The sequence below is a fragment of the Ruminococcus sp. AM31-15AC genome (genome assembly GCF_003462045.1).
GTDB classification, from domain to species: domain Bacteria; phylum Bacillota; class Clostridia; order Oscillospirales; family Ruminococcaceae; genus Hominimerdicola; species Hominimerdicola aceti.
Genome location: NZ_QTYG01000001.1, coordinates 18,054 through 35,897 on the forward strand (window position 1 = coordinate 18,054; position 17,844 = coordinate 35,897).

Below are 17,844 nucleotides of genomic sequence, written 5' to 3' on the forward strand. Positions count from 1 at the left end.
CACAGACAAAAAAATCCCACAGCCGAAACTGTGGGATGATTGTTATTAAACTGGGTGAACCCTATTTTCAGCGTCTGAGTGCTTACCGTCAACGCCGTATTTTCTATCACGTCTATCCTTGAAGAACTTAGGTGCAACCTTAGGGAACATTGCATATGTGAGGATATCTTCCTCCTGCTCTGTCCACTCAGCAGCCTCTTTCTTCATTGTTTCAAACTCTGGCTGGAGAAGGTCAGCAGGACGGCAAGTGATAGGCTCTTCGTCGCCAAGAATCTTCTTCTGGAACTCTGGGTCGATAGCAACTGGTGTCTTACCGTACTCGCCCTTAACAAGTCCCTTGAACTCCTTAGTTACTGTCTTGTATCTCTCGCCCATGATTACGTTGAACACAGCCTGTGTACCAACGATCTGTGATGTAGGTGTAACCAGTGGTGGGTAACCTGCGTCCTTACGAACCTTTGGAACTTCCTTGAGAACGTCGTCAAGCTGATCTGCCTTGCCGGCCTGTTTCAGCTGTGAAAGGAGGTTTGAAAGCATTCCGCCAGGAACCTGATAAAGAAGTGCGTTTGTATTTGTAGCGAGCATTGAAGGGTCAAGCAGACCGTTGTCGATGTACTTCTTTCTGAGTTTCATGAAGTAATCTCTTATCACGTTAAGCTTAACAAGGTCAAGACCTGTGTCATACTCAGTGCCCTTGAATGTAGCAACTATAGACTCAGTTGGCGCATGAGATGTACCAAGAGCAAGTGGTGACATTGCAGTATCAACGCCGTCAACACCAGCCTCAACAGCCTTAAGGATACACATGGAAGCAAGACCTGATGTGTAGTGAGTATGCAACTGGATCGGGATCTTAACTGCTGACTTGAGATCCTTAACAAGTGTTTCAGCCTCATATGGAGTCAGAAGAGCCGCCATATCCTTGATACAGATAGAATCTGCACCTGCATTCTCAATCTGCTTTGCATAGTTCATGTAATACTCATGAGTAAATACCTCGCCAAGTGTGTACGAGATAGCAACCTGAGCGTGACCATTTTCCTTCTTAGCAGCCTTGATAGCTGTTTCAAGGTTTCTGATATCGTTCAGTGCGTCAAAAATTCTGATGATATCAATACCATTTGCAATAGACTTCTGTACAAAATATTCAACAAGGTCATCAGCATAGTGACGGTAGCCAAGCATATTCTGACCTCTGAAAAGCATCTGGAGCTTTGTGTTAGGCATTTCTTTTCTAAGTATACGAAGTCTTTCCCATGGATCTTCATTTAAGAATCTGATACATGAGTCAAATGTAGCACCGCCCCAACACTCAGCAGAATAAAAACCGATCTTGTCGATTTCAGGGAGTATCTCACGCATATCGTCCATTGACATTCTTGTAGCAAGAAGTGACTGATGAGCGTCACGGAGGACAGTTTCAGTTATTTTAAGCTTTGCCATTTTAAATCGATCCTTTCGTTATTTTTCAGGAATGTTATTAGCCGATAACAGCAAGAACTGCACCAGTCTCAACAGCAGAGCCCTTAGTTGTATTAACGCTCAGTACCTTACCGTCGCAAGGAGCGTTTACGTCATTTTCCATTTTCATAGCTTCCAGTACGCAAATAGCCTGACCTGACTTAACAGTGTCGCCCACAGCTACCTTGATGTCAAGGATAGTACCAGGCATTGGAGCTGTTACCTTTGTGCCATCTGCAACAGGTGCTGCGGCTGGAGCTGGAGCAGCAGGAGCGGCTGCAACAGGGGTAGCGGCTACAGGAGCAGCAGCGGCACTTCCGCCGACTTCTTCAACTGCAACGTCATAAGCTTTTCCGTTTACTGTAATATTATATCTTTTCATCTTAAAAAACCACCAATCTTTTTAATTTGATATGTTTATCACAACTGAATATTGCTGTGTTTCTTAGGCAGTCTGGAAATTCTCTTTCCAGCCATTACCTCGATAGAATCCATAAGTGTCTGTCTGATCTCGTTCTTAGCGATTATGCCGTCAACACAGCCGTTCTTTGCAGCAACAGCGGAAGATGCATTTTCCTTAGCAAACTTATCAGCAAGAGCGTTTCTTGCAGCAGTAAGATCAGCAGCACCCTTCAGCTCATCATGCTGGAGGAACTCAACAGCAGTAACAGGAGCAAGTGCAGAGATAACAGCTGTATCAAGAGCAAATGACAGATCAGCATTTGAACCCTTACCAGCAAGTGCAATAAATGCAGGACCATAAGCCTTACCTGTAACAACAGCAAGTTTAATAGTAGTAGCCTCAGCGTAAGCGTGGCACAGCTTAGCCATATCCTTAACAGCGCCGTAAGCCTCAGTTTCATCATCAGCCTTAAAGCCCTCAGTATCAACAAAAGTTACAACAGGGATAGCATAAGCGTCACAAGTTCTTACAAATCTTGCGATCTTTGAGCAATCAGCAGACGTAAGCTTGTCGCCTGTCTTGTTAGTAGCAGCAACGCCGACTGTAGCACCGCCAAGTGTTGCAAGTGCTGTATAAGAAGCCTTGCCATACTCAGCATTAAGCTCAGTTACACTGTTGCCATCGCAAACAGCCTTTGCAATGCCATCAGCGTCATCACCGACAGCCTCAGTTGGATCAGCAAATTCATACATTGGTACTGGTGAAAGGTTGTTCTGTGGAAGTTTTGTAAGTATATTCTTTGCAGCCTCAACAGCAGCCTTATCGTCCTCACAAACAACAGCAGCAGTGCCGTTTTCAGCAGCATTTTCAGCAGAGTTCTTTATGTTTGCATTTGGTGCAACATAAAGCTCAGCATCCTTTGCGATAACAGTGAAATCAGCAGACTCAGCGAGCATTGCTGCACAGCCTGCACAAGTGCCAGCGACAACAGCTATCTGAGGAACAACACCTGAAAGGTAGAAGTCCACATAAGCAGTTCACCATAAGCATTGAGAGCCTTTGAACCGTCGCTTACGTCAGCACCATAAGAATCGAATATTCCGACAACAGGAACTCCTGTCTTAGCAGCAAGGTCATAAACCTTTGCTATCTTCTTTGCCTGTGCCTCTGTCAAAGCACCGTCCTTAACAGTCACGTCCTGAGAAAAAGCATATACAGGATTACCCTCAACATAGCCAAAAGCAGTAATAACTCCAGCAAGGGAGTCACCCGCAGCAGCATAAGCGTCAAGCTCTGTAAATTTTCCTTCGTCAAACAAATATGTCAGCCTGTTTCTTGCAGCAGTAGGAGTCTGTGACGCAGCTTTAAGCTCTGCAAGAGTAGAAATTGAATCAGACATACAGTTTCCTCCATTCAAATAATTTTTGTGATAAAATAACGCAAAACTACTGGATTTTATCATATTTATACACTTAATATTATACTATTTTTTCGCCAAATTTACAAGAGTAAATTGACCTATTTCCGCATATTTTACGTTTAGTAGCATAATCAATATCGATACACGCATATTATTAAGCATTTTGCACAATAGCAAAGGGCCTCCTGACATAAAGAGACCCTCTGTGAGTGTTATTTCTTGGTGATAGCGTTTCTTAAAGCCCTTAGCTCGTCAGGTTTAAGCTCTCTATACTCACCTGGTTTTAGCATACCAAGCTTAATCGGACCGATGGCAGTGCGCTTTAGTCTTGCGACTTCAAGTCCCACAGCTTCGCACATTTTTCTTATCTGACGGTTCCTGCCCTCATGGATAGTCATTTGAAGCACAACCCTGCCAGGCTGTTTGTCGAGCACAACAACTGAACACTCCTGTGTCATTTTGCCGTCTATTTCAACTCCTGAAGCAAGCTTTATGAGCTGCTCATCGTTTATGTCAGGTCTTACTGTAACACGATAAGTCTTAGCGACATGCCTTGAAGGGTGCATGATATCATTGGCAAAATTTCCGTCATTTGTGAAAAGCAACAGTCCCTCTGAGTTCTTGTCAAGTCTGCCAATAGGATAAACTCTTTCAGGCACTTTTGTCAGAAGCTCGGTTACACACTTTCTATCAAGCTCATCGCTCATTGTGGTAACATATCCTCTTGGCTTGTGGAGCATGATATAATAAAGCTGTCTTTTCTTGGCAACATATATTTTTTCCCCATCAAGGGTGATTATATCCTTGCCTGCCAAAGCCTTGTCGCCAAGCTTGCAAGGTCTGCCATTGACCTTTACTCTTCCCTCTGAGATATACTCCTCTGCCTTTCTTCTTGAACAAACACCACTGTCAGACATTATTTTCTGTATACGAATCTTTTCCATATTTTCTCCTTATTTATGTACGGCTCACATTGAGCCGTTATGCAAACAATTTTTTCAGCTTATCTAGATAATAGTGGAATATATCTGGCTTTTCAGGCTCTGCAAGCATAACATCTTCCACCGCCGTGATATCCGTTCGGGCTATTTCCACATCATTGTAGTAAAACAATGCCAGCCCTATTTTATCTCCACTTTTCACAGGCGCATAAACAAACCTTGGCAGATATATCTTTGTCTTGACTTTGTAAGCCCTGCCGTTCAAAAGCACAGCACTTGCATGCCCTGCCTTACATTTCACACTGTCGCTCACTCCGCCAACAACTGCAACATCAAAACTACTTTTATCCAGTGGAAGCTTCTGTTTTGATACAAAATCAAAGCAATGATCATAGAGCTTTGAGTGATCATTCCAATCGTCAGGAGCATTCAAGGTAACGCATATAAGCTCTTTATTCTTTCTGTCACAGGCTGAAACAAGACATCTCCTCGCCTTGTCCGTAAACCCCGTTTTTACGCCCACAATACCCTCACAGCTTTTTAAAAGCTTGTTTGAGTTAATTAGCCAGCGATCATACGGTGGGTTTCCATAGCACAACTCAACCTTTTCAAGGTGGCATATAGCCCTGAAATCTTCATTTTTCATTGCTTCCGCTGCAAGCTTTGCCATATCCGCTGCAGTGGAATAATGCTCATCTGTATCATCATCAAGCCCTGACGGCGTTACAAAATGAGTATCATTAAGCTCCAATTGTTCAGCCTTTTTGTTCATAAGCTGAACGAACTTGCCGATACTTCCTGCCACTCTTACCGCAGCAGCATTTGCAGCGTCATTTCCGCTTGGAAGAAGCATGCCACAGCATAGATCGCGTAGAGTGACTTTGTCACCAACTTGAAGACCCATGGACGAGCCTTCGACCTTTATAGCTTCGCTGTCTACCACGAACTGCTTGTCAAGATCTTCACCACTTTCAAGCACAAGAAGCACAGACATTATTTTGGTAGTGCTTGCCATCGGACGTCTTTCATAGGCGTTTTTCTCGAACAGCACATCACCTGTTTCACCGTCTATAACTATAGCACTCTTCGCGGATATCTCACTGAGATCGTCAGCACTGACATTCATACAGCAAAAGCACATCATCATGACCGTACAAATAAATACTGTCACGCATTTCAAACAAACCACACCCTTAAAATCAATTTCAAGGATTAGTTTGCTCACTTGTGCTTTTATAATTCAGTAAAATTATTCCTCGTCTTCGTCCTCGTCGTCAGACTTTTTTCCAAGAAAATCTGTTATCTTATCTATTACCTCAGGTACCATATTTATGATAGCGTTTTCCTTTGTCGCATTCATTGAAAGCTGTAAAAGCTTTGCTTCGCCCTTGTAAACAGCGATAAAAGCGATAGGCTGGATAGTTACTCCTCCGCCTGAGCCACCGCCGAACGTTTCCTTTGTGCTTTTTGTTGGCAAGTCGGAACCACCCGACGCAAAGCCAACTGATATCTTTGAAACTGGGATTATAGTAGTACCATCTGCGGTAACGATAGGCTTGCCCACAACAGTTTCGCAGTCTGCCATTTCACGGACCTTGTCCATTGCAGTTTTAACAAGACCCTCGATCTTTGTACTTTCGCTCATTTTTCTCAACCTTTCGTATTTCAATTTGTTGCTTTAACTTCATTCTTCTTAGCCGCAAGCTCTTTACTGCGACGCTTGGCAGCACGCTTTTTCTTACGTCTGCCTGAAAGATATATTTTAAGAAAATTAACGCCCGTGCAAAACCCTATTGCTATCAAAGTGCTTGGTCTTACCCTGACTAAGGTATGAACGTCATATCCGAACTTTTTTTCATCAAAAATGCAGTTCACATCAGCTTTTTTAAGCTTTACTGTAAAAACACCCGCAAGTATTGCAATGGTATTGAAAAGCCATGCCTGCACCTTGCCGTATAGCATAGCCGCCTCGTAAGCGTCCTCTTTTCCAACGTCAAGAACTATCCTTGTGTCTGTAAAGCGTATAGCTTTCAGAAGCTTTTTGAAATATTTCCAGCCCATTGGAATGTAAGGCTTCACCTTTTTATACTGCGCTTTCAGCTCATAGAACTTGCTTTTTTTCTTTTCTTTAGATTTGGAAACCGGCTTCTTTTCACCCTTATCCTTTTTATGAAAAAGCTTTCCGGCAAAGCCCTTTTTCTCCTGCTTCACATTTATTTCCTCGGGTTTGTCCTCTGCACCAGCTTCAACTTTGGTATCAGTATCAATATCAGAGATATCTTCCTGCTTATCCTCTACCTCAGACACGCTGACATTTTCATCTGCTTCATTCTTTGCTATATTTTCAGGCTTAGCTTCAACAATTTGCTCGGACGCTTCTTCTGTTTTATCAGGCGTATCATCAAACTGTGGGACAGGTAAGCTTTCTTCAATATTGTCCTCAAACTCCTCAAAATCATCAAAACTATCCTCAGGCAGTTCAGCTTTTTTTGATCTTTTCTGTTTTTTCTTCTTAGGCTTTCGTGGATAAATGTCAAAAAACATATACCGTACTTTAAGATCAAAGCCTTTTTTATTCAGATCTATCTGTGCCGTAATGGAAAAATGCAGCAGGATAACAATAACCGCTATAATACCAAGCAGTATCCATAAAACAATTATCGTTATCATCTCCCCTCACGGTCATACTTTATTCTTCCGTATCATTCTCTTTTGTTATCTCATCAATGGTTATCTGCTCCTGCTTATCAGGGATAGGCGGCAGATCATCCAGGCTTGACAGCCTGAAACAACGGAGAAAATTGTCCGTCGTCTTGTATGCAATAGGTCTTCCAGGCAGGTCAAGTCTGCCAGCCTCAGCAAGCAAGCCCTTGTCCACGAGAGAATTTACAACTCCCGAGGAGTCAACTCCCCTGACGTGCTCCACAAAGCCCTTTGTTACAGGCTGATTGTATGCGACTATTGTCAGCGCCTCCATTGCCGCAGGGCTAAGAACAGAGTTTTTCTTTATCTCCAAAGCCGCCTTAATGAATGTCGCAAGCTCTTCTTTTGTGGCAAGCTGATATGACCCATTAAGGCTCAGAAGCGTAATTCCGCTTTCAGCCTTGCTGTATTTATCCGCCAAAGAGCCAAGAGCTTCCTCAAGCTGATCTTTGACGATACCAACTGCCTCGCATAGCTTCTCGCTTTCCACAGGCTCTCCGCTTGCAAAAAGCACAGCCTCGACGGCTGCCTGTATATTTGAATGTTCCATAGATTATCCCTTTTCTTATTTTATCCGTAGCACCAGAAATTATTGTCTCCGTCATCGCCCACAGGTGAATATCCCCAATAATATCTTCTTTTTGCCCAGTAATTAGGCTTGAATACTGTGTCAGGGGTGATATCCGCAAGCTGTTCTAAGAGCTTAATTTCCTCCATAGCGGCTTCAGCAGGCTGTTCGGGTTCAGGCTTTGCAATAGCAGGCTCGGTATATAAATCAACACTGTCTATCTTTTCAGATATCTGCTCCATTTCTGCCATGACCTCCTCAGCTGACTTCACAGGAGCATACGCCGCAATGACTTCACCTGATATGCGCTCGGATTTTGCAGATATATACCGCTTTGACTGAGAAGCTTCTTCACGCTCTGCGTCAACATCAGCAACTTCTTCTATCTCATCTGCAGGCTCATCGTCAAGTATATTTTCTATAGGCTCAGGCTCGGGAACAGCTTCTGTCGTTTCGCTTTCGATAACAACAGGCTTATCGAAGTCGGACTCGACTTTTTTGTTCTTTGAAGCCTTGTTGAAAAAAATCTTTGAGTTATCGTCATTGAGAAATATCCTGCCAGACTTTGTAAGCTCCAATATAGCAAGAAAAGTAGCGACTTTCTCGCTTTTCTCCGTCATGCCGTCATAAAGGTCGCCCATATCGCATTCACCATGCTTATAAAGTCTTTTAAGAACATGGATTATCTTCGATGTGACCGATACTATCTTATGTGAAACTATCGGCTCGAACATCTTCGCTTTCAGCGGAACGCTCTCACGGGCTTTCTTTGATATGCCCATATAAGCGTCATAAAGGCACTGAGGGTCATGCTCACGGGTATAGGTCTTGTTTACAGGAAGCTTTATCGCCGTCCTTATAAAAACAAGGTCGCCAACGTAAACTTCACGGAGAGTCTGTGCCGCCTGTTTGCACAGAGAATACTCGATGATCCTGCCTTCAAGCTCTTTTTTAAGCTCTTTTGACTCCTCGTCATGAGGCAGAAGCGAACAGGTCTTTATGTATATAAGGCGTGCCGCCATTTCAAGAAAATCAGCGGCATCCTCATAATCCTCGTGGTCAAGATCATTGATATAGTCCATATACTGTTCAAGGAGCAAAGATATCTCAATATCGTAAATATTCAGTTTGTGCTTGCTGATAAGGTGAAGAAGCAAGTCAAGCGGTCCTTCAAACATATCCAGCTTGAACTGAGCAGCACTCATTTACGTTTTTCCTTTCATGAACAGTTTTATTTCAAAAATATCGCTTTTAGTATGGGGTCAACCCAGAACGTAAGCTTATCCATTATCCAGAACATACCATTTTGCAACCAACCTATAGGCGTATCAAGAACGCCTGTTACAACAAGTATCATAAATGCAATAGCGATATAGTTCTGATACTGCGCCATAAAGCGATCTACCTTACTGCTTGTAAAGTAAGAAAGTATCTTCTGACCGTCAAGCGGCGGGATAGGTATAAGGTTGAACACTGCAAGTCCCACGTTTATAGCTGTAAAGTAATATAATATAAGCGACACATAGTAAAGAGCTATAGAATAATGCACTATATAAAGCACATAGAAAAGCTTATAAAGAACTATTCCGATAAGTCCCATTATGACATTTGAGATAGGACCTGCGGCTGCCGTGAGTGCCATGCCCTTCCTATAATTCTTAAACCTGATAGGGTTTACCTGAACAGGTTTACCCCAACCAAAACCTATGAAGAATATGCACAATGCACCAATAGGGTCAAGATGTGCAAGAGGGTTAAGGGAAAGTCTACCCTGATAACGTGGAGTATCATCCCCAAGCTTTGTTGCCGCCCATGCGTGAGCATACTCATGGATAGGTATACACATGAAAATTACGATGAGCTTTGCACCGTAATCAAGAATTTTCTGCGGATCCATATTTTCATGACCTCCTGTCATTTCAAAACAAAATTACACAAATCACAAGTGTAATTATACACTATTTTCAATGAAATTTCAAGGCATTTTGTCTTTATTTTTAATCGAAAACTATAAATATATACGATTTTACGGAAATTTCAAAAAAAATCTCAAAAAGCTCTTGCAATTTCTTTTCAGTTATGCTATAATATTAAATATTGTGAATAATAGTATTGCATTTTTAAGGGTAAAGGAGGTGCAGCGTAATGGCAAAATGCGAGATCTGCGGTAAGGGCGTTACTTTTGGTATCAAGGTATCACACTCACACAGAAGAACAAACAGAACTTGGAAGCCAAATGTAAAGAGAGTTAAAGCTGTTGTAAACGGCACTCCTTGTCACATTTACGCTTGCTCAAGATGCCTGCGTTCAGGTAAGGTAGAAAGAGCTTAATGCTTGAATATTCCAAAAAATCGACTAGCTTCGCTAGTCTTTTTTTTATGCTTTTTAAGATACAAAAAAACCGGAGCCGAGTGTCATACTCTGCTCCGATTTTTATTATGCAGCGTGTCTGCCAAATGTTCTCTTATTCTCAGGTGGTGCAAAAACAGAATTAGCACCTGACGATGAATTGTCACTGTTCATATTGTTGTTGCTGAAACCGTGGTCGGTCTTATATATCATATCATAGTAGATTATTGCATTGGAGATGTTAATTCGCTCCTCGGCATAATTAGAATAATTGCTGATATAATCCTCGTCCACAACACCATCGTTTATTCGTGCGTTACAAGAATCCTGACAGTACGTTTCATTCACAGTGGTCTTGAACAGACCCTGATCGTTGTCCATATACACTGGGTTAGGATCATCTTTATATACTTGATTGCATGACACCGCCGTTGCCACATTTTTGTAATCCGTAAGATCAAAATATGTGTTTTTCTGGCTATCATAGTAAACAGTATCTGTTACAAAATTGCCGTTTGGGAAGATAACAACATTTTCCTCGTTATCAGCAACAGAAAAGATATCATGACCAAGTGCATAGACATTTGAGAAGCCAAACATATTTCCAAGTGTTGGCTGAACGTCATACATACCCATTATCTGCTTGACCTCTGTAGGCTCATATCCGCCGTCCTTTGACCAGATTATAAAAGGTACTTTTCTGTTGAGGTTATAGTAGAAATCATCAACAGGAACATAGCCCTCGTCATCCTCAGTAAGAACAGAATCAGTAAATGGATTATAGTTGAAATATCGGTCATACTCTTCTGCCTTTATTTTTGCGTCATGGTCACCATAAATAACAACTACAGTGTTATCAAGAAGTCCTGCATTGTCAAGTTCTGTCATAAACTGACCGATAGCCTGATCTGCATAGTGAACAGACTTAAAATAAGATCCAAGCTTTGTACCCTCAAGGAACGGTGCAGATTTTTCCTCATACATTCCGTCCTCTTCGTTGTACATCTTATACTTGAAATCTACCTCATAGTCGCTCACACGCTCAATGTCAGTAAACGGCGTATGGTTTGTGAGCATAAGGAACGCACCATACCACTTATCATGCTCCTTGTTTATCTTCTCGATCTTTGGCACTGCCTGTCTAAAGAACGATTTGTCTGACAGACCAAGACCAATAGTTTCATCAATGTTAAAATCTTTGTTATAGTTAAAGAAATCATCATAACCAAGGGAATGATGTAGATTAAGTCTGTTCCAGTAAGAGCCGTTGTTGCCGTGCATACTGAAAGTATAATAGCCCTTCTTCTTAAGCATTTTCTGGGTAGTTGTGTAATCTCTGTCCCAATAGTTGATAGCAACTGTACCGCTTGAAGCTGGCATAAGTGAAGAAGCAAAGGTAAACTCGCTATCTGAGCTTGTTCCCACGCTCTCTTGAGCGTAGAAATTTGAGAAATAAAGACCCTCTCTCGCAAGCTTGTTCATATTAGGTGTAAGCTCTTCTCCGTTTATATATGTATCCATACAGAATTGCTGAAAACTTTCAGCGTGGATAACTATAACGTTCTTACCCTTGAAAATATTTGTGTACTTGTTACTCTTTTCTGAAGTTTCCTCAGTTTTCGACTTATCATCATAAAACTTATTGAAAACCTCCTCGCTCTCCTCATAGCCAAACATCATATTTATTTTCGCATGAGTGCAGGAAATAACATCGCTAAACTGATATGTGTAAAGACCAAAAGTGCCAAGAACATATTCTCTGTTCCACTGCTTAGCGAGTCTTGAATAATCAGTGCCGGTAAGTGTTGAGCAAAATATTCCTGCAAGACCTATGGAAACACAAAATGTTCCAAGAGCATATCCACGGCGCTTTCTCTTTTCCTTGACCTCGGTGATATAATCTCTTGTACGTCTTTTAAGAAGTATGTACACAACTATGATCGCAGGGATATCCCAAAGGAAAATAAGATCCTTTGGTTCCATGATGTTCTCAGTAACAGCGTCCATTACTCCGCCGAGCTGTGAAGCCGTTGAAATAAGCGACACTGAGATGAATGATTTATAGTTTGTATAATAAATTGAGTTCGCCGTACAAAGTATAGAGAAAATTATTGTCAGTATCAAAAGGTAGACAAACTGCTTTCTTGGCTTTTTAAACACATATGATATGAGAGCTAGCAGCAGTATTACCGCAAAGTCAGCCATAAGCGGTTTTATCTGGCTGTAATTAAACTTAACAGTAAATGCTCTAAGAAGAAATCCATTCAGAACAGATGCAAATACAAATGTTAGAAACAAGATGTTATCTTTCAGATATCCGCCTATTCCGCTGCGGATCTTTGTTATGACCTTATTCATTTATATCTCCTTTTCAATTTACTTTATTCAGTCGCAAAGAATATTGTATAATTTTTTCTGATAAAAGTCAAGCATATTAAAACCTTTTCAGTGAAATACACAAAACTTTCCTCAAACTAGCCAACTAATTTAAAGGCAATATTCCTTGAACAAAGTATATTTTACTCCCATTGAACCTTAATGTCAACAAATTAAGCTGAAATTTCAGCTATTTTTCACTTTTGTAATAATTCGCGTAAAACAATTTACATTTTATGTATGTTCAAATGATTTAACTGTACAATAATCTCAATGTGCTTTTGTTTATATGGAATAAATATATTAAAATCGACAAAGTTTTTTGTCAAAAATCAAAAATAATTGAAAATAGTATAGAAATACATTATAATATGAATGTCTGAGCATAACAATGATCACGGAGGAAAACAATGATAAAACTTATTGCAACTGACATGGACGGCACTTTGCTTGACGATAACAAGCAGCTTCCCGAAAATTTTGACAACATAGTAAAACGGCTGTTTAATAAAAATATCAGATTTGTTATTTCAAGTGGCAGAAGCTACTGCACGCTAAAAAAACAGTTTTCTGAATATCTTGACGACATGACATTTATTTGCGACAATGGTGCATATGTTGTTGATAAAGGAAAACTTCTTTCGGTTTCAGTGTTGCCAAAGGATACCGTTAAAGAAGCTGTTAGATTTTGCGAGAAATTAGGACTTACAGTTCTTCTTTGCGGAAAAAATGGCACATGGCATAACTCAAGAAATGATAGCCAGCACCAGGAAATAGCTTCATACTATGTAAATCAAGTAAAGATGGAGAATCTCACCCTTGTTGACGATGATGTTTTCAAGATAGCCGTTTTTGAAGAAAGCGGCATTGAAAATGACGGCTACAGCAAGCTTAAAGAACGCTTCGGCGAAAATTTCAACGTGCAGCTTTCAGGTAAATACTGGACGGATATAATGAATAAGGGCGTAACAAAAGGCACTGCACTGCGAACCATAGAAAACCGCATTGGAGTACGATATGAAGAAACCATGGCTTTCGGTGATTATCTTAACGATGTTGATATGCTCAACAATTCTTACTACAGCTTTGCAATGTCAAATGCTCACGAGTCTATTAAAAAGGTAGCAAATTTCATGACAGGCTCAAACAATGACAACAGCGTTATGAAAGAAATCGAAAAACACTGCCTTGCATAAATAAAACATAAACAAAGCGATCTGACCAAAAATCAGACCGCTTTTTCTTATAATCTCATTTTAAAATCATCATAGCCGAACTCTTTTATAAGCTCCAATTCACCGTCAAGCTTTTGAAGATATATTGACGGCAAAGGCATTCCGTTGAAAGTGTTGTTTTTACACATGGAATATATAGCCATATCACAGAAAACAAGCCTGTCACCCTCTTTAAGCGGCTTATCAAAGGAATAATCCCCGATTATATCACCTGCAAGACAGGTCGGACCGCCAAGGCGATAGGTGTAAGGCTTTTCGTCTGCAACACCCGAACCAACAACATTTGGTCTGTAAGGCATTTCCAAAACGTCAGGCATATGACAGGCTGCTGATGCGTCAAGGATAGCAAGATCCATGCCGTTTTTTGCAGTGTCTATCACCTCTGAAACAAGATATCCTGCATTGAGTGCAACAGCCTCGCCCGGTTCGAGATAGACCTGAACACCATATTTGTCATGAAGATAATTCACACACTCGATAAGGTATCTAGGTCATAGTCATCACGGGTTATGTGATGTCCACCACCAAGATTTATCCATTTCATATTGTAAAGATACTTGCCGAACTTCTCCTCAATATGTGGTATCGTTCTTTTTAGCACATCAGAGCCTTGCTCACACATAGTATGAAAATGCAGACCATCTATGCCATCGATAAGACTGTCATCAAAATTATCTAAAGTTGTTCCGAGCCTTGAATTTTTGAAGCATGGATTGTAGATATCCGTTTCGATCTCCGAATACTCAGGATTGCACCTTATTCCGCAGGATATCTTCCTGTCGCTTTTTTCAACAATGCCCTTGAATTTCTGCCACTGTTTTGGTGAGTTGAACACGATATGATCGCATATCTGAACAAGCTCATTCATGTCCTTTTCTGTGTATGCAGGAGAATAAACATGAACTTCCCCATCAAACTCCTCCCTACCTAGCTTAGCTCATACAATCCGCTTGCGGTAGTGCCTTTCAAGTGCTGTGATATCATAGGATATGTGCTATACATGGAAAAAGCTTTCTGTGCCAAAAGTATTTTACAACCCGTTTTCTCCATGACATTATCCAAGATAGTCAGATTTTTTAGAAGCTTTGCTTCGTCAACAACATAACAAGGGGTTTTCACCTTAGAAATATCAAACATTCTTTTCCTCCACAGCTCATCTATATGAACCATCGTTGATAAAGTTTACTGTAATATTTTTGTTTTTCATTCTTGCGTCCATAAAAACACTAAGAACACCCTTGGCAAATTCAAGACTCTCCTCAGGAATATCGTCAAAGTCATGTATCATTACTTCAAGCGGTTCTTCGACTTCACAGAGCTTCTCATAAAGCTTGTCGCCGTTAGCTATAGAATCCATATCATGAGCAAGCGCCTTGCTGACATATGGGTAAAACATATCAGCATTTACCATTTTAACATCGTCTATCATCAATACCATTTACTCGTCCCCCATAAATTTTACTGCTGTTCCGTATGCAATGACCTCAGCCGCGCCTGCCGCAATAGCAGATGAAGCATATCTTATATTAACTACTGCATCAGCACCCAATTGTTCAGCTTCAACCACCATTCTCTTCGTGGCAAGAGCTCTTGCATCATTCATCATCTCATTATAGGCTGTAAGTTCTCCGCCAACAAGATTTTTAAAGCTCTGCATGATATCCTTTCCGACATTTTTGGTCTGGATAGTTGAGCCTTTGACAAGCCCAAGCATTTTAAGCTTTTTGCCAGAAATATAATCAGTATTTACTAAGATCATCATCTTCGCCCTTCTTTATTTCTTTTATACGCTGAATAAGCACCGTTATCGCAACGCCTGACAGCAATGCAGGAACTACCAAAGCAATTATCTTTGCAAGCATAGGAACACCATTCATATATGCAAAAATAACGCCAATAGCTATATAATAAATAGATATCAAAGCAACTATCACAACTGGTGCTATCATTTTTTTTGTTTTGGTTTTCACTTTTCGTCACCTTTAATCAAAAACCATTTTCTTTTTGCCGTTTTTGTTTCGTGGATACTCTCTTATCCTGATGATATTGGCTGTATTCACGATACTTTCGTTTCTGTCATCACCCTGAGTAACTCTTACCCAGCCATCGCCTATCTCTTCAAGTGTGCAGTCTATAACTGATGAAAGTGAGCCTCCCTGCGAAACTGTATAAACAAGCACCTCTTGTCCGAGGTATCTCGCAAAAGCTTCTTCGATCTTCATTTTTTGTTATCCTACTAGTCAACAAGAACAGGATCAAAGTTCTCTGTCCAAGGCAGACCCCACTTATTAAGTGCGTCCATGAATGGATCCGGATCAAACTCCTCTATATTGTGTACGCCCGGCTTTTTCCACTTGCCTGTGAGTATCATCATTGCGCCTATCATTGCAGGCACGCCTGTTGTGTAGGAGATAGCCTGTGAGCCGACTTCCTTATAGCACTCCTGATGATCGCATACGTTGTAAACGTAATATGTCTTGTCCTTGCCGTCCTTTTTGCCCTGGAAGATACAACCGATATTTGTCTTACCCTTTGTTCTTGGACCGAGTGAAGCTGGATCAGGAAGAACTGCTTTAAGAAACTGTAGCGGTACTATCTTCTTGCCCTCAAAGTCGATAGGCTCGATAGATGTCATGCCCACGTCCTCAAGGCATTTAAGGTGTGTAAGATAGCTTTGACCAAATGTCATGAAGAAACGTATCCTCTTGATACCCTTGATGTTGAGCGCCAGTGATTCAAGCTCTTCGTGGTGGAGAAGATACATATCCTTTTCGCCCACTTGATCGAAGTTATAAACTCTCTTTATCTCCATTGGCTCAGTTTCTACCCACTTGCCGTCCTGAATATAAGAACCCTTTGCGGAAACTTCTCTTATATTTATCTCAGGATTGAAGTTCGTTGCGAATGGATAGCCATGATCGCCTCCGTTGCAGTCGAGGATATCTATATAGTTTATTTCATCAAAATAATGCTTCTGAGCATATGCACAGAAAACACCTGTTACACCTGGGTCAAAGCCAGATCCGAGAAGCGCTGTGATACCAGCCTTTTCAAATCTCTCTCTGTAAGCCCACTGCCACTTGTATTCAAACTTTGCAGTGTCCTCTGGCTCATAGTTTGCTGTGTCAACATAATCTACTTTACACTCAAGGCAAGCGTCCATGATATGGAGATCCTGATAAGGCAGAGCCACGTTGATACAAATATCAGGCTTATATTCTTTCATAAGAGCCACAAGCTCAGGCACGTTGTCTGCGTTCACCTGTGCAGTTGTGATATTTGTCTTTGTCTTATCCTGAAGCTCCTCCTTGAATTTATCGCACTTTGACTTTGTTCTGCTGGCGATACAGATATCAGTAAACACCTCGCTGTTCTGACAGCACTTGTGTATAACTACACCTGCAACTCCGCCTGCACCGATTATCAATGCTCTTGACATATTAGATCATTCCTTTCTAAATTTATTATCAACAGCAATCCCAATTATAGATAACATCATCAAAATCGAGATTTTTAAGCTTTTGTCTGTTTATGAAAAATCCGCAGATACCTGCATCTCCCCACATTATCTTCTCATCGCCATTGCCGAATTCGCTGTCAAGCTGCAAAAGCAAAAAGTCATACTTGGTATCTTCCTTACGAGGGTCCCACTGCGTAAAAGCAGGATAGCCGCCTATCTTATGACCATAAGCGTTCTGATAGTTCTGCTCATAAGCCTCTATCTCGTCAGCAGGAGCGATATCCATGTCCATAAGAGAATTTATTTTCTTTTTCGATTGAGCAGCATTATAGTACTCACAAAACATCTTCTCAAACCTTACGTCAGATTCGCTCATAACATCAGCACTTGAAGTGAATTTCAAGCCAAACTCGCCATTTACAGGCATACTGTACTCTCCGTCAAGTCCGTTTTCCTTGAACTTAGCTTTGACTTCTTCCTCAGTAACGGTATTGTCGATATCCTTGTGATAAACTATTCTGAACGTATCTTGACAAGTAATATCATCAAAAGACATTCCGTAAACATCATCATTTAATATCCAAAACTGCAAAAGTCCACTTTTAGGAAAATCTTCGATACCAACCACCTGCGAACAATCTAACTGAGCCAGCAGCCTTAACTGCCTGCCCTTTTTGTCCTCTGGGATAGTGCCGTCATGTGGGACATAACCAATTCCGCCGACCTTGCTCTCAAAAATAGAGGGCTTATCACCTGCAAGTTCTAGCCTCACGCAAGGTGTTAACGTCTTTTTCTCAACAGCTTTAAGTGCCTGCTCGGCAACTTTAAGTTCTGTTTCGTGGTCTAAAGTTTTCTCCGCTGATTCATTTTGCACATTGGCGTCAGTATTCTTTTTCTTAAAAATATCAAATAACCCCATGTTTTCCCC

20 protein-coding genes and 1 pseudogene are annotated in these 17,844 nt (G+C 41.1%); 2 read left to right on the forward strand and 19 right to left on the reverse strand.

Features of this window, described 5'->3' with window-relative positions:
• Positions 1-45: 45 nt before the first annotated feature.
• The 11 genes from DW793_RS00085 to DW793_RS00130 form a co-directional block, all read right to left on the reverse strand.
• Positions 46-1,443, reverse strand: coding sequence for an oxaloacetate decarboxylase subunit alpha (locus tag DW793_RS00085; protein WP_118156719.1), 1,398 nt, complete (start codon positions 1,441-1,443; stop codon positions 46-48).
• 37 nt (positions 1,444-1,480) lie between these two features.
• Positions 1,481-1,843, reverse strand: a complete 363-nt coding sequence (locus DW793_RS00090; RefSeq protein ID WP_118156720.1) for a biotin/lipoyl-containing protein — start codon at positions 1,841-1,843, stop codon at positions 1,481-1,483.
• Positions 1,844-1,881: 38 nt separating this feature from the next.
• The gene (locus tag DW793_RS00095) at positions 1,882-2,892 is read right to left on the reverse strand and encodes a carboxyl transferase domain-containing protein (RefSeq protein ID WP_252969577.1); all 1,011 of its coding nucleotides are present in this window, start codon (positions 2,890-2,892) and stop codon (positions 1,882-1,884) included.
• Positions 2,856-3,263, reverse strand: coding sequence for a carboxyl transferase domain-containing protein (locus DW793_RS14925; protein ID WP_252969578.1), 408 nt, complete (start codon positions 3,261-3,263; stop codon positions 2,856-2,858). The genes DW793_RS00095 and DW793_RS14925 overlap by 37 nt, the downstream gene beginning before the upstream one ends.
• A gap of 233 nt (positions 3,264-3,496) precedes the next feature.
• Positions 3,497-4,228, reverse strand: a complete 732-nt coding sequence (locus tag DW793_RS00100; protein ID WP_117897423.1) for a pseudouridine synthase — start codon at positions 4,226-4,228, stop codon at positions 3,497-3,499.
• 37 nt (positions 4,229-4,265) lie between these two features.
• A complete protein-coding gene (locus DW793_RS00105; RefSeq protein WP_252969592.1) occupies positions 4,266-5,396 on the reverse strand; it encodes a D-alanyl-D-alanine carboxypeptidase family protein in 1,131 nt (376 codons plus the stop codon).
• A gap of 78 nt (positions 5,397-5,474) precedes the next feature.
• On the reverse strand, positions 5,475-5,870 hold the full coding sequence (gene ytfJ, locus DW793_RS00110) for a GerW family sporulation protein (RefSeq protein ID WP_022288406.1): 396 nt from the start codon (positions 5,868-5,870) through the stop codon (positions 5,475-5,477).
• A gap of 20 nt (positions 5,871-5,890) precedes the next feature.
• Positions 5,891-6,895: a hypothetical protein gene (locus tag DW793_RS00115; RefSeq protein ID WP_118156721.1), complete on the reverse strand. Its 1,005-nt coding sequence runs from the start codon at positions 6,893-6,895 to the stop codon at positions 5,891-5,893.
• A gap of 19 nt (positions 6,896-6,914) precedes the next feature.
• Entirely contained in the window at positions 6,915-7,478 is a 564-nt protein-coding gene (gene scpB / locus DW793_RS00120; protein ID WP_046440628.1) for an SMC-Scp complex subunit ScpB, read from the reverse strand.
• Between the two features lie 20 nt (positions 7,479-7,498).
• Positions 7,499-8,701: a segregation and condensation protein A gene (locus DW793_RS00125; protein WP_118156722.1), complete on the reverse strand. Its 1,203-nt coding sequence runs from the start codon at positions 8,699-8,701 to the stop codon at positions 7,499-7,501.
• A 26-nt stretch (positions 8,702-8,727) separates the two neighbouring features.
• Complete coding sequence (locus DW793_RS00130) at positions 8,728-9,393, reverse strand: site-2 protease family protein (RefSeq protein WP_118054009.1); 666 nt, start codon at positions 9,391-9,393, stop codon at positions 8,728-8,730.
• A 248-nt stretch (positions 9,394-9,641) separates the two neighbouring features.
• On the opposite strand from DW793_RS00130, the gene rpmB reads away from it, so the two are divergent.
• Positions 9,642-9,827: a 50S ribosomal protein L28 gene (gene rpmB / locus DW793_RS00135; protein WP_022288401.1), complete on the forward strand. Its 186-nt coding sequence runs from the start codon at positions 9,642-9,644 to the stop codon at positions 9,825-9,827.
• A gap of 105 nt (positions 9,828-9,932) precedes the next feature.
• Here rpmB and DW793_RS00140 read toward each other — a convergent pair whose 3' ends face one another.
• Positions 9,933-12,203 (reverse strand): LTA synthase family protein, encoded by a 2,271-nt coding sequence (locus DW793_RS00140; RefSeq protein WP_118156723.1) that lies wholly within the window; start codon positions 12,201-12,203, stop codon positions 9,933-9,935.
• A 428-nt stretch (positions 12,204-12,631) separates the two neighbouring features.
• Between DW793_RS00140 and DW793_RS00145 the strand changes: the two genes are divergently transcribed.
• Complete coding sequence (locus tag DW793_RS00145) at positions 12,632-13,417, forward strand: HAD family hydrolase (RefSeq protein ID WP_118156724.1); 786 nt, start codon at positions 12,632-12,634, stop codon at positions 13,415-13,417.
• Between the two features lie 47 nt (positions 13,418-13,464).
• Here the strand turns inward: DW793_RS00145 and nspC are convergent.
• From nspC to DW793_RS00180, 7 genes and pseudogenes are all read right to left on the reverse strand, one after another.
• Positions 13,465-14,593, reverse strand: a pseudogene (nspC, locus tag DW793_RS00150) (carboxynorspermidine decarboxylase).
• Positions 14,594-14,609: 16 nt separating this feature from the next.
• The gene (locus DW793_RS00155; protein ID WP_118156725.1) at positions 14,610-14,894 is read right to left on the reverse strand and encodes a hypothetical protein; all 285 of its coding nucleotides are present in this window, start codon (positions 14,892-14,894) and stop codon (positions 14,610-14,612) included.
• Positions 14,895-15,215, reverse strand: a complete 321-nt coding sequence (locus DW793_RS00160) for a YbjQ family protein (protein WP_118156789.1) — start codon at positions 15,213-15,215, stop codon at positions 14,895-14,897.
• Complete coding sequence (locus tag DW793_RS00165; RefSeq protein WP_022288395.1) at positions 15,196-15,426, reverse strand: hypothetical protein; 231 nt, start codon at positions 15,424-15,426, stop codon at positions 15,196-15,198. Before DW793_RS00165 ends, DW793_RS00160 begins: the two co-directional genes overlap by 20 nt.
• A gap of 12 nt (positions 15,427-15,438) precedes the next feature.
• Positions 15,439-15,678 carry a hypothetical protein gene (locus DW793_RS00170; RefSeq protein ID WP_022288394.1) on the reverse strand — a complete coding sequence of 80 codons (240 nt, stop codon included), beginning with the start codon at positions 15,676-15,678 and terminating at the stop codon, positions 15,439-15,441.
• A 14-nt stretch (positions 15,679-15,692) separates the two neighbouring features.
• On the reverse strand, positions 15,693-16,895 hold the full coding sequence (locus tag DW793_RS00175) for a saccharopine dehydrogenase family protein (RefSeq protein ID WP_022288393.1): 1,203 nt from the start codon (positions 16,893-16,895) through the stop codon (positions 15,693-15,695).
• A gap of 28 nt (positions 16,896-16,923) precedes the next feature.
• Positions 16,924-17,835, reverse strand: a complete 912-nt coding sequence (locus DW793_RS00180; protein ID WP_118156726.1) for a YwqG family protein — start codon at positions 17,833-17,835, stop codon at positions 16,924-16,926.
• Between the last annotated feature and the right edge of the window lie 9 nt (positions 17,836-17,844).

What these genes read in the sequence shown, in the direction of transcription:
- DW793_RS00140 (WP_118156723.1), bottom strand. Translation starts at nt 12,203, where the DNA reads ATGAATAAGGTCATAACAAAGATCCGCAGCGGAATAGGCGGATATCTG.
- DW793_RS00170 (WP_022288394.1), bottom strand. Translation starts at nt 15,678, where the DNA reads ATGAAGATCGAAGAAGCTTTTGCGAGATACCTCGGACAAGAGGTGCTT.
- DW793_RS00130 (WP_118054009.1), bottom strand. Translation starts at nt 9,393, where the DNA reads ATGGATCCGCAGAAAATTCTTGATTACGGTGCAAAGCTCATCGTAATT.
- rpmB (WP_022288401.1), top strand. Translation starts at nt 9,642, where the DNA reads ATGGCAAAATGCGAGATCTGCGGTAAGGGCGTTACTTTTGGTATCAAG.
- DW793_RS00160 (WP_118156789.1), bottom strand. Translation starts at nt 15,215, where the DNA reads ATGATCTTAGTAAATACTGATTATATTTCTGGCAAAAAGCTTAAAATG.
- DW793_RS00155 (WP_118156725.1), bottom strand. Translation starts at nt 14,894, where the DNA reads ATGGTATTGATGATAGACGATGTTAAAATGGTAAATGCTGATATGTTT.
- DW793_RS00145 (WP_118156724.1), top strand. Translation starts at nt 12,632, where the DNA reads ATGATAAAACTTATTGCAACTGACATGGACGGCACTTTGCTTGACGAT.
- scpB (WP_046440628.1), bottom strand. Translation starts at nt 7,478, where the DNA reads ATGGAACATTCAAATATACAGGCAGCCGTCGAGGCTGTGCTTTTTGCA.
- DW793_RS14925 (WP_252969578.1), bottom strand. Translation starts at nt 3,263, where the DNA reads ATGTCTGATTCAATTTCTACTCTTGCAGAGCTTAAAGCTGCGTCACAG.
- DW793_RS00180 (WP_118156726.1), bottom strand. Translation starts at nt 17,835, where the DNA reads ATGGGGTTATTTGATATTTTTAAGAAAAAGAATACTGACGCCAATGTG.
- ytfJ (WP_022288406.1), bottom strand. Translation starts at nt 5,870, where the DNA reads ATGAGCGAAAGTACAAAGATCGAGGGTCTTGTTAAAACTGCAATGGAC.
- DW793_RS00175 (WP_022288393.1), bottom strand. Translation starts at nt 16,895, where the DNA reads ATGTCAAGAGCATTGATAATCGGTGCAGGCGGAGTTGCAGGTGTAGTT.
- DW793_RS00100 (WP_117897423.1), bottom strand. Translation starts at nt 4,228, where the DNA reads ATGGAAAAGATTCGTATACAGAAAATAATGTCTGACAGTGGTGTTTGT.
- DW793_RS00090 (WP_118156720.1), bottom strand. Translation starts at nt 1,843, where the DNA reads ATGAAAAGATATAATATTACAGTAAACGGAAAAGCTTATGACGTTGCA.
- DW793_RS00085 (WP_118156719.1), bottom strand. Translation starts at nt 1,443, where the DNA reads ATGGCAAAGCTTAAAATAACTGAAACTGTCCTCCGTGACGCTCATCAG.
- DW793_RS00115 (WP_118156721.1), bottom strand. Translation starts at nt 6,895, where the DNA reads ATGATAACGATAATTGTTTTATGGATACTGCTTGGTATTATAGCGGTT.
- DW793_RS00125 (WP_118156722.1), bottom strand. Translation starts at nt 8,701, where the DNA reads ATGAGTGCTGCTCAGTTCAAGCTGGATATGTTTGAAGGACCGCTTGAC.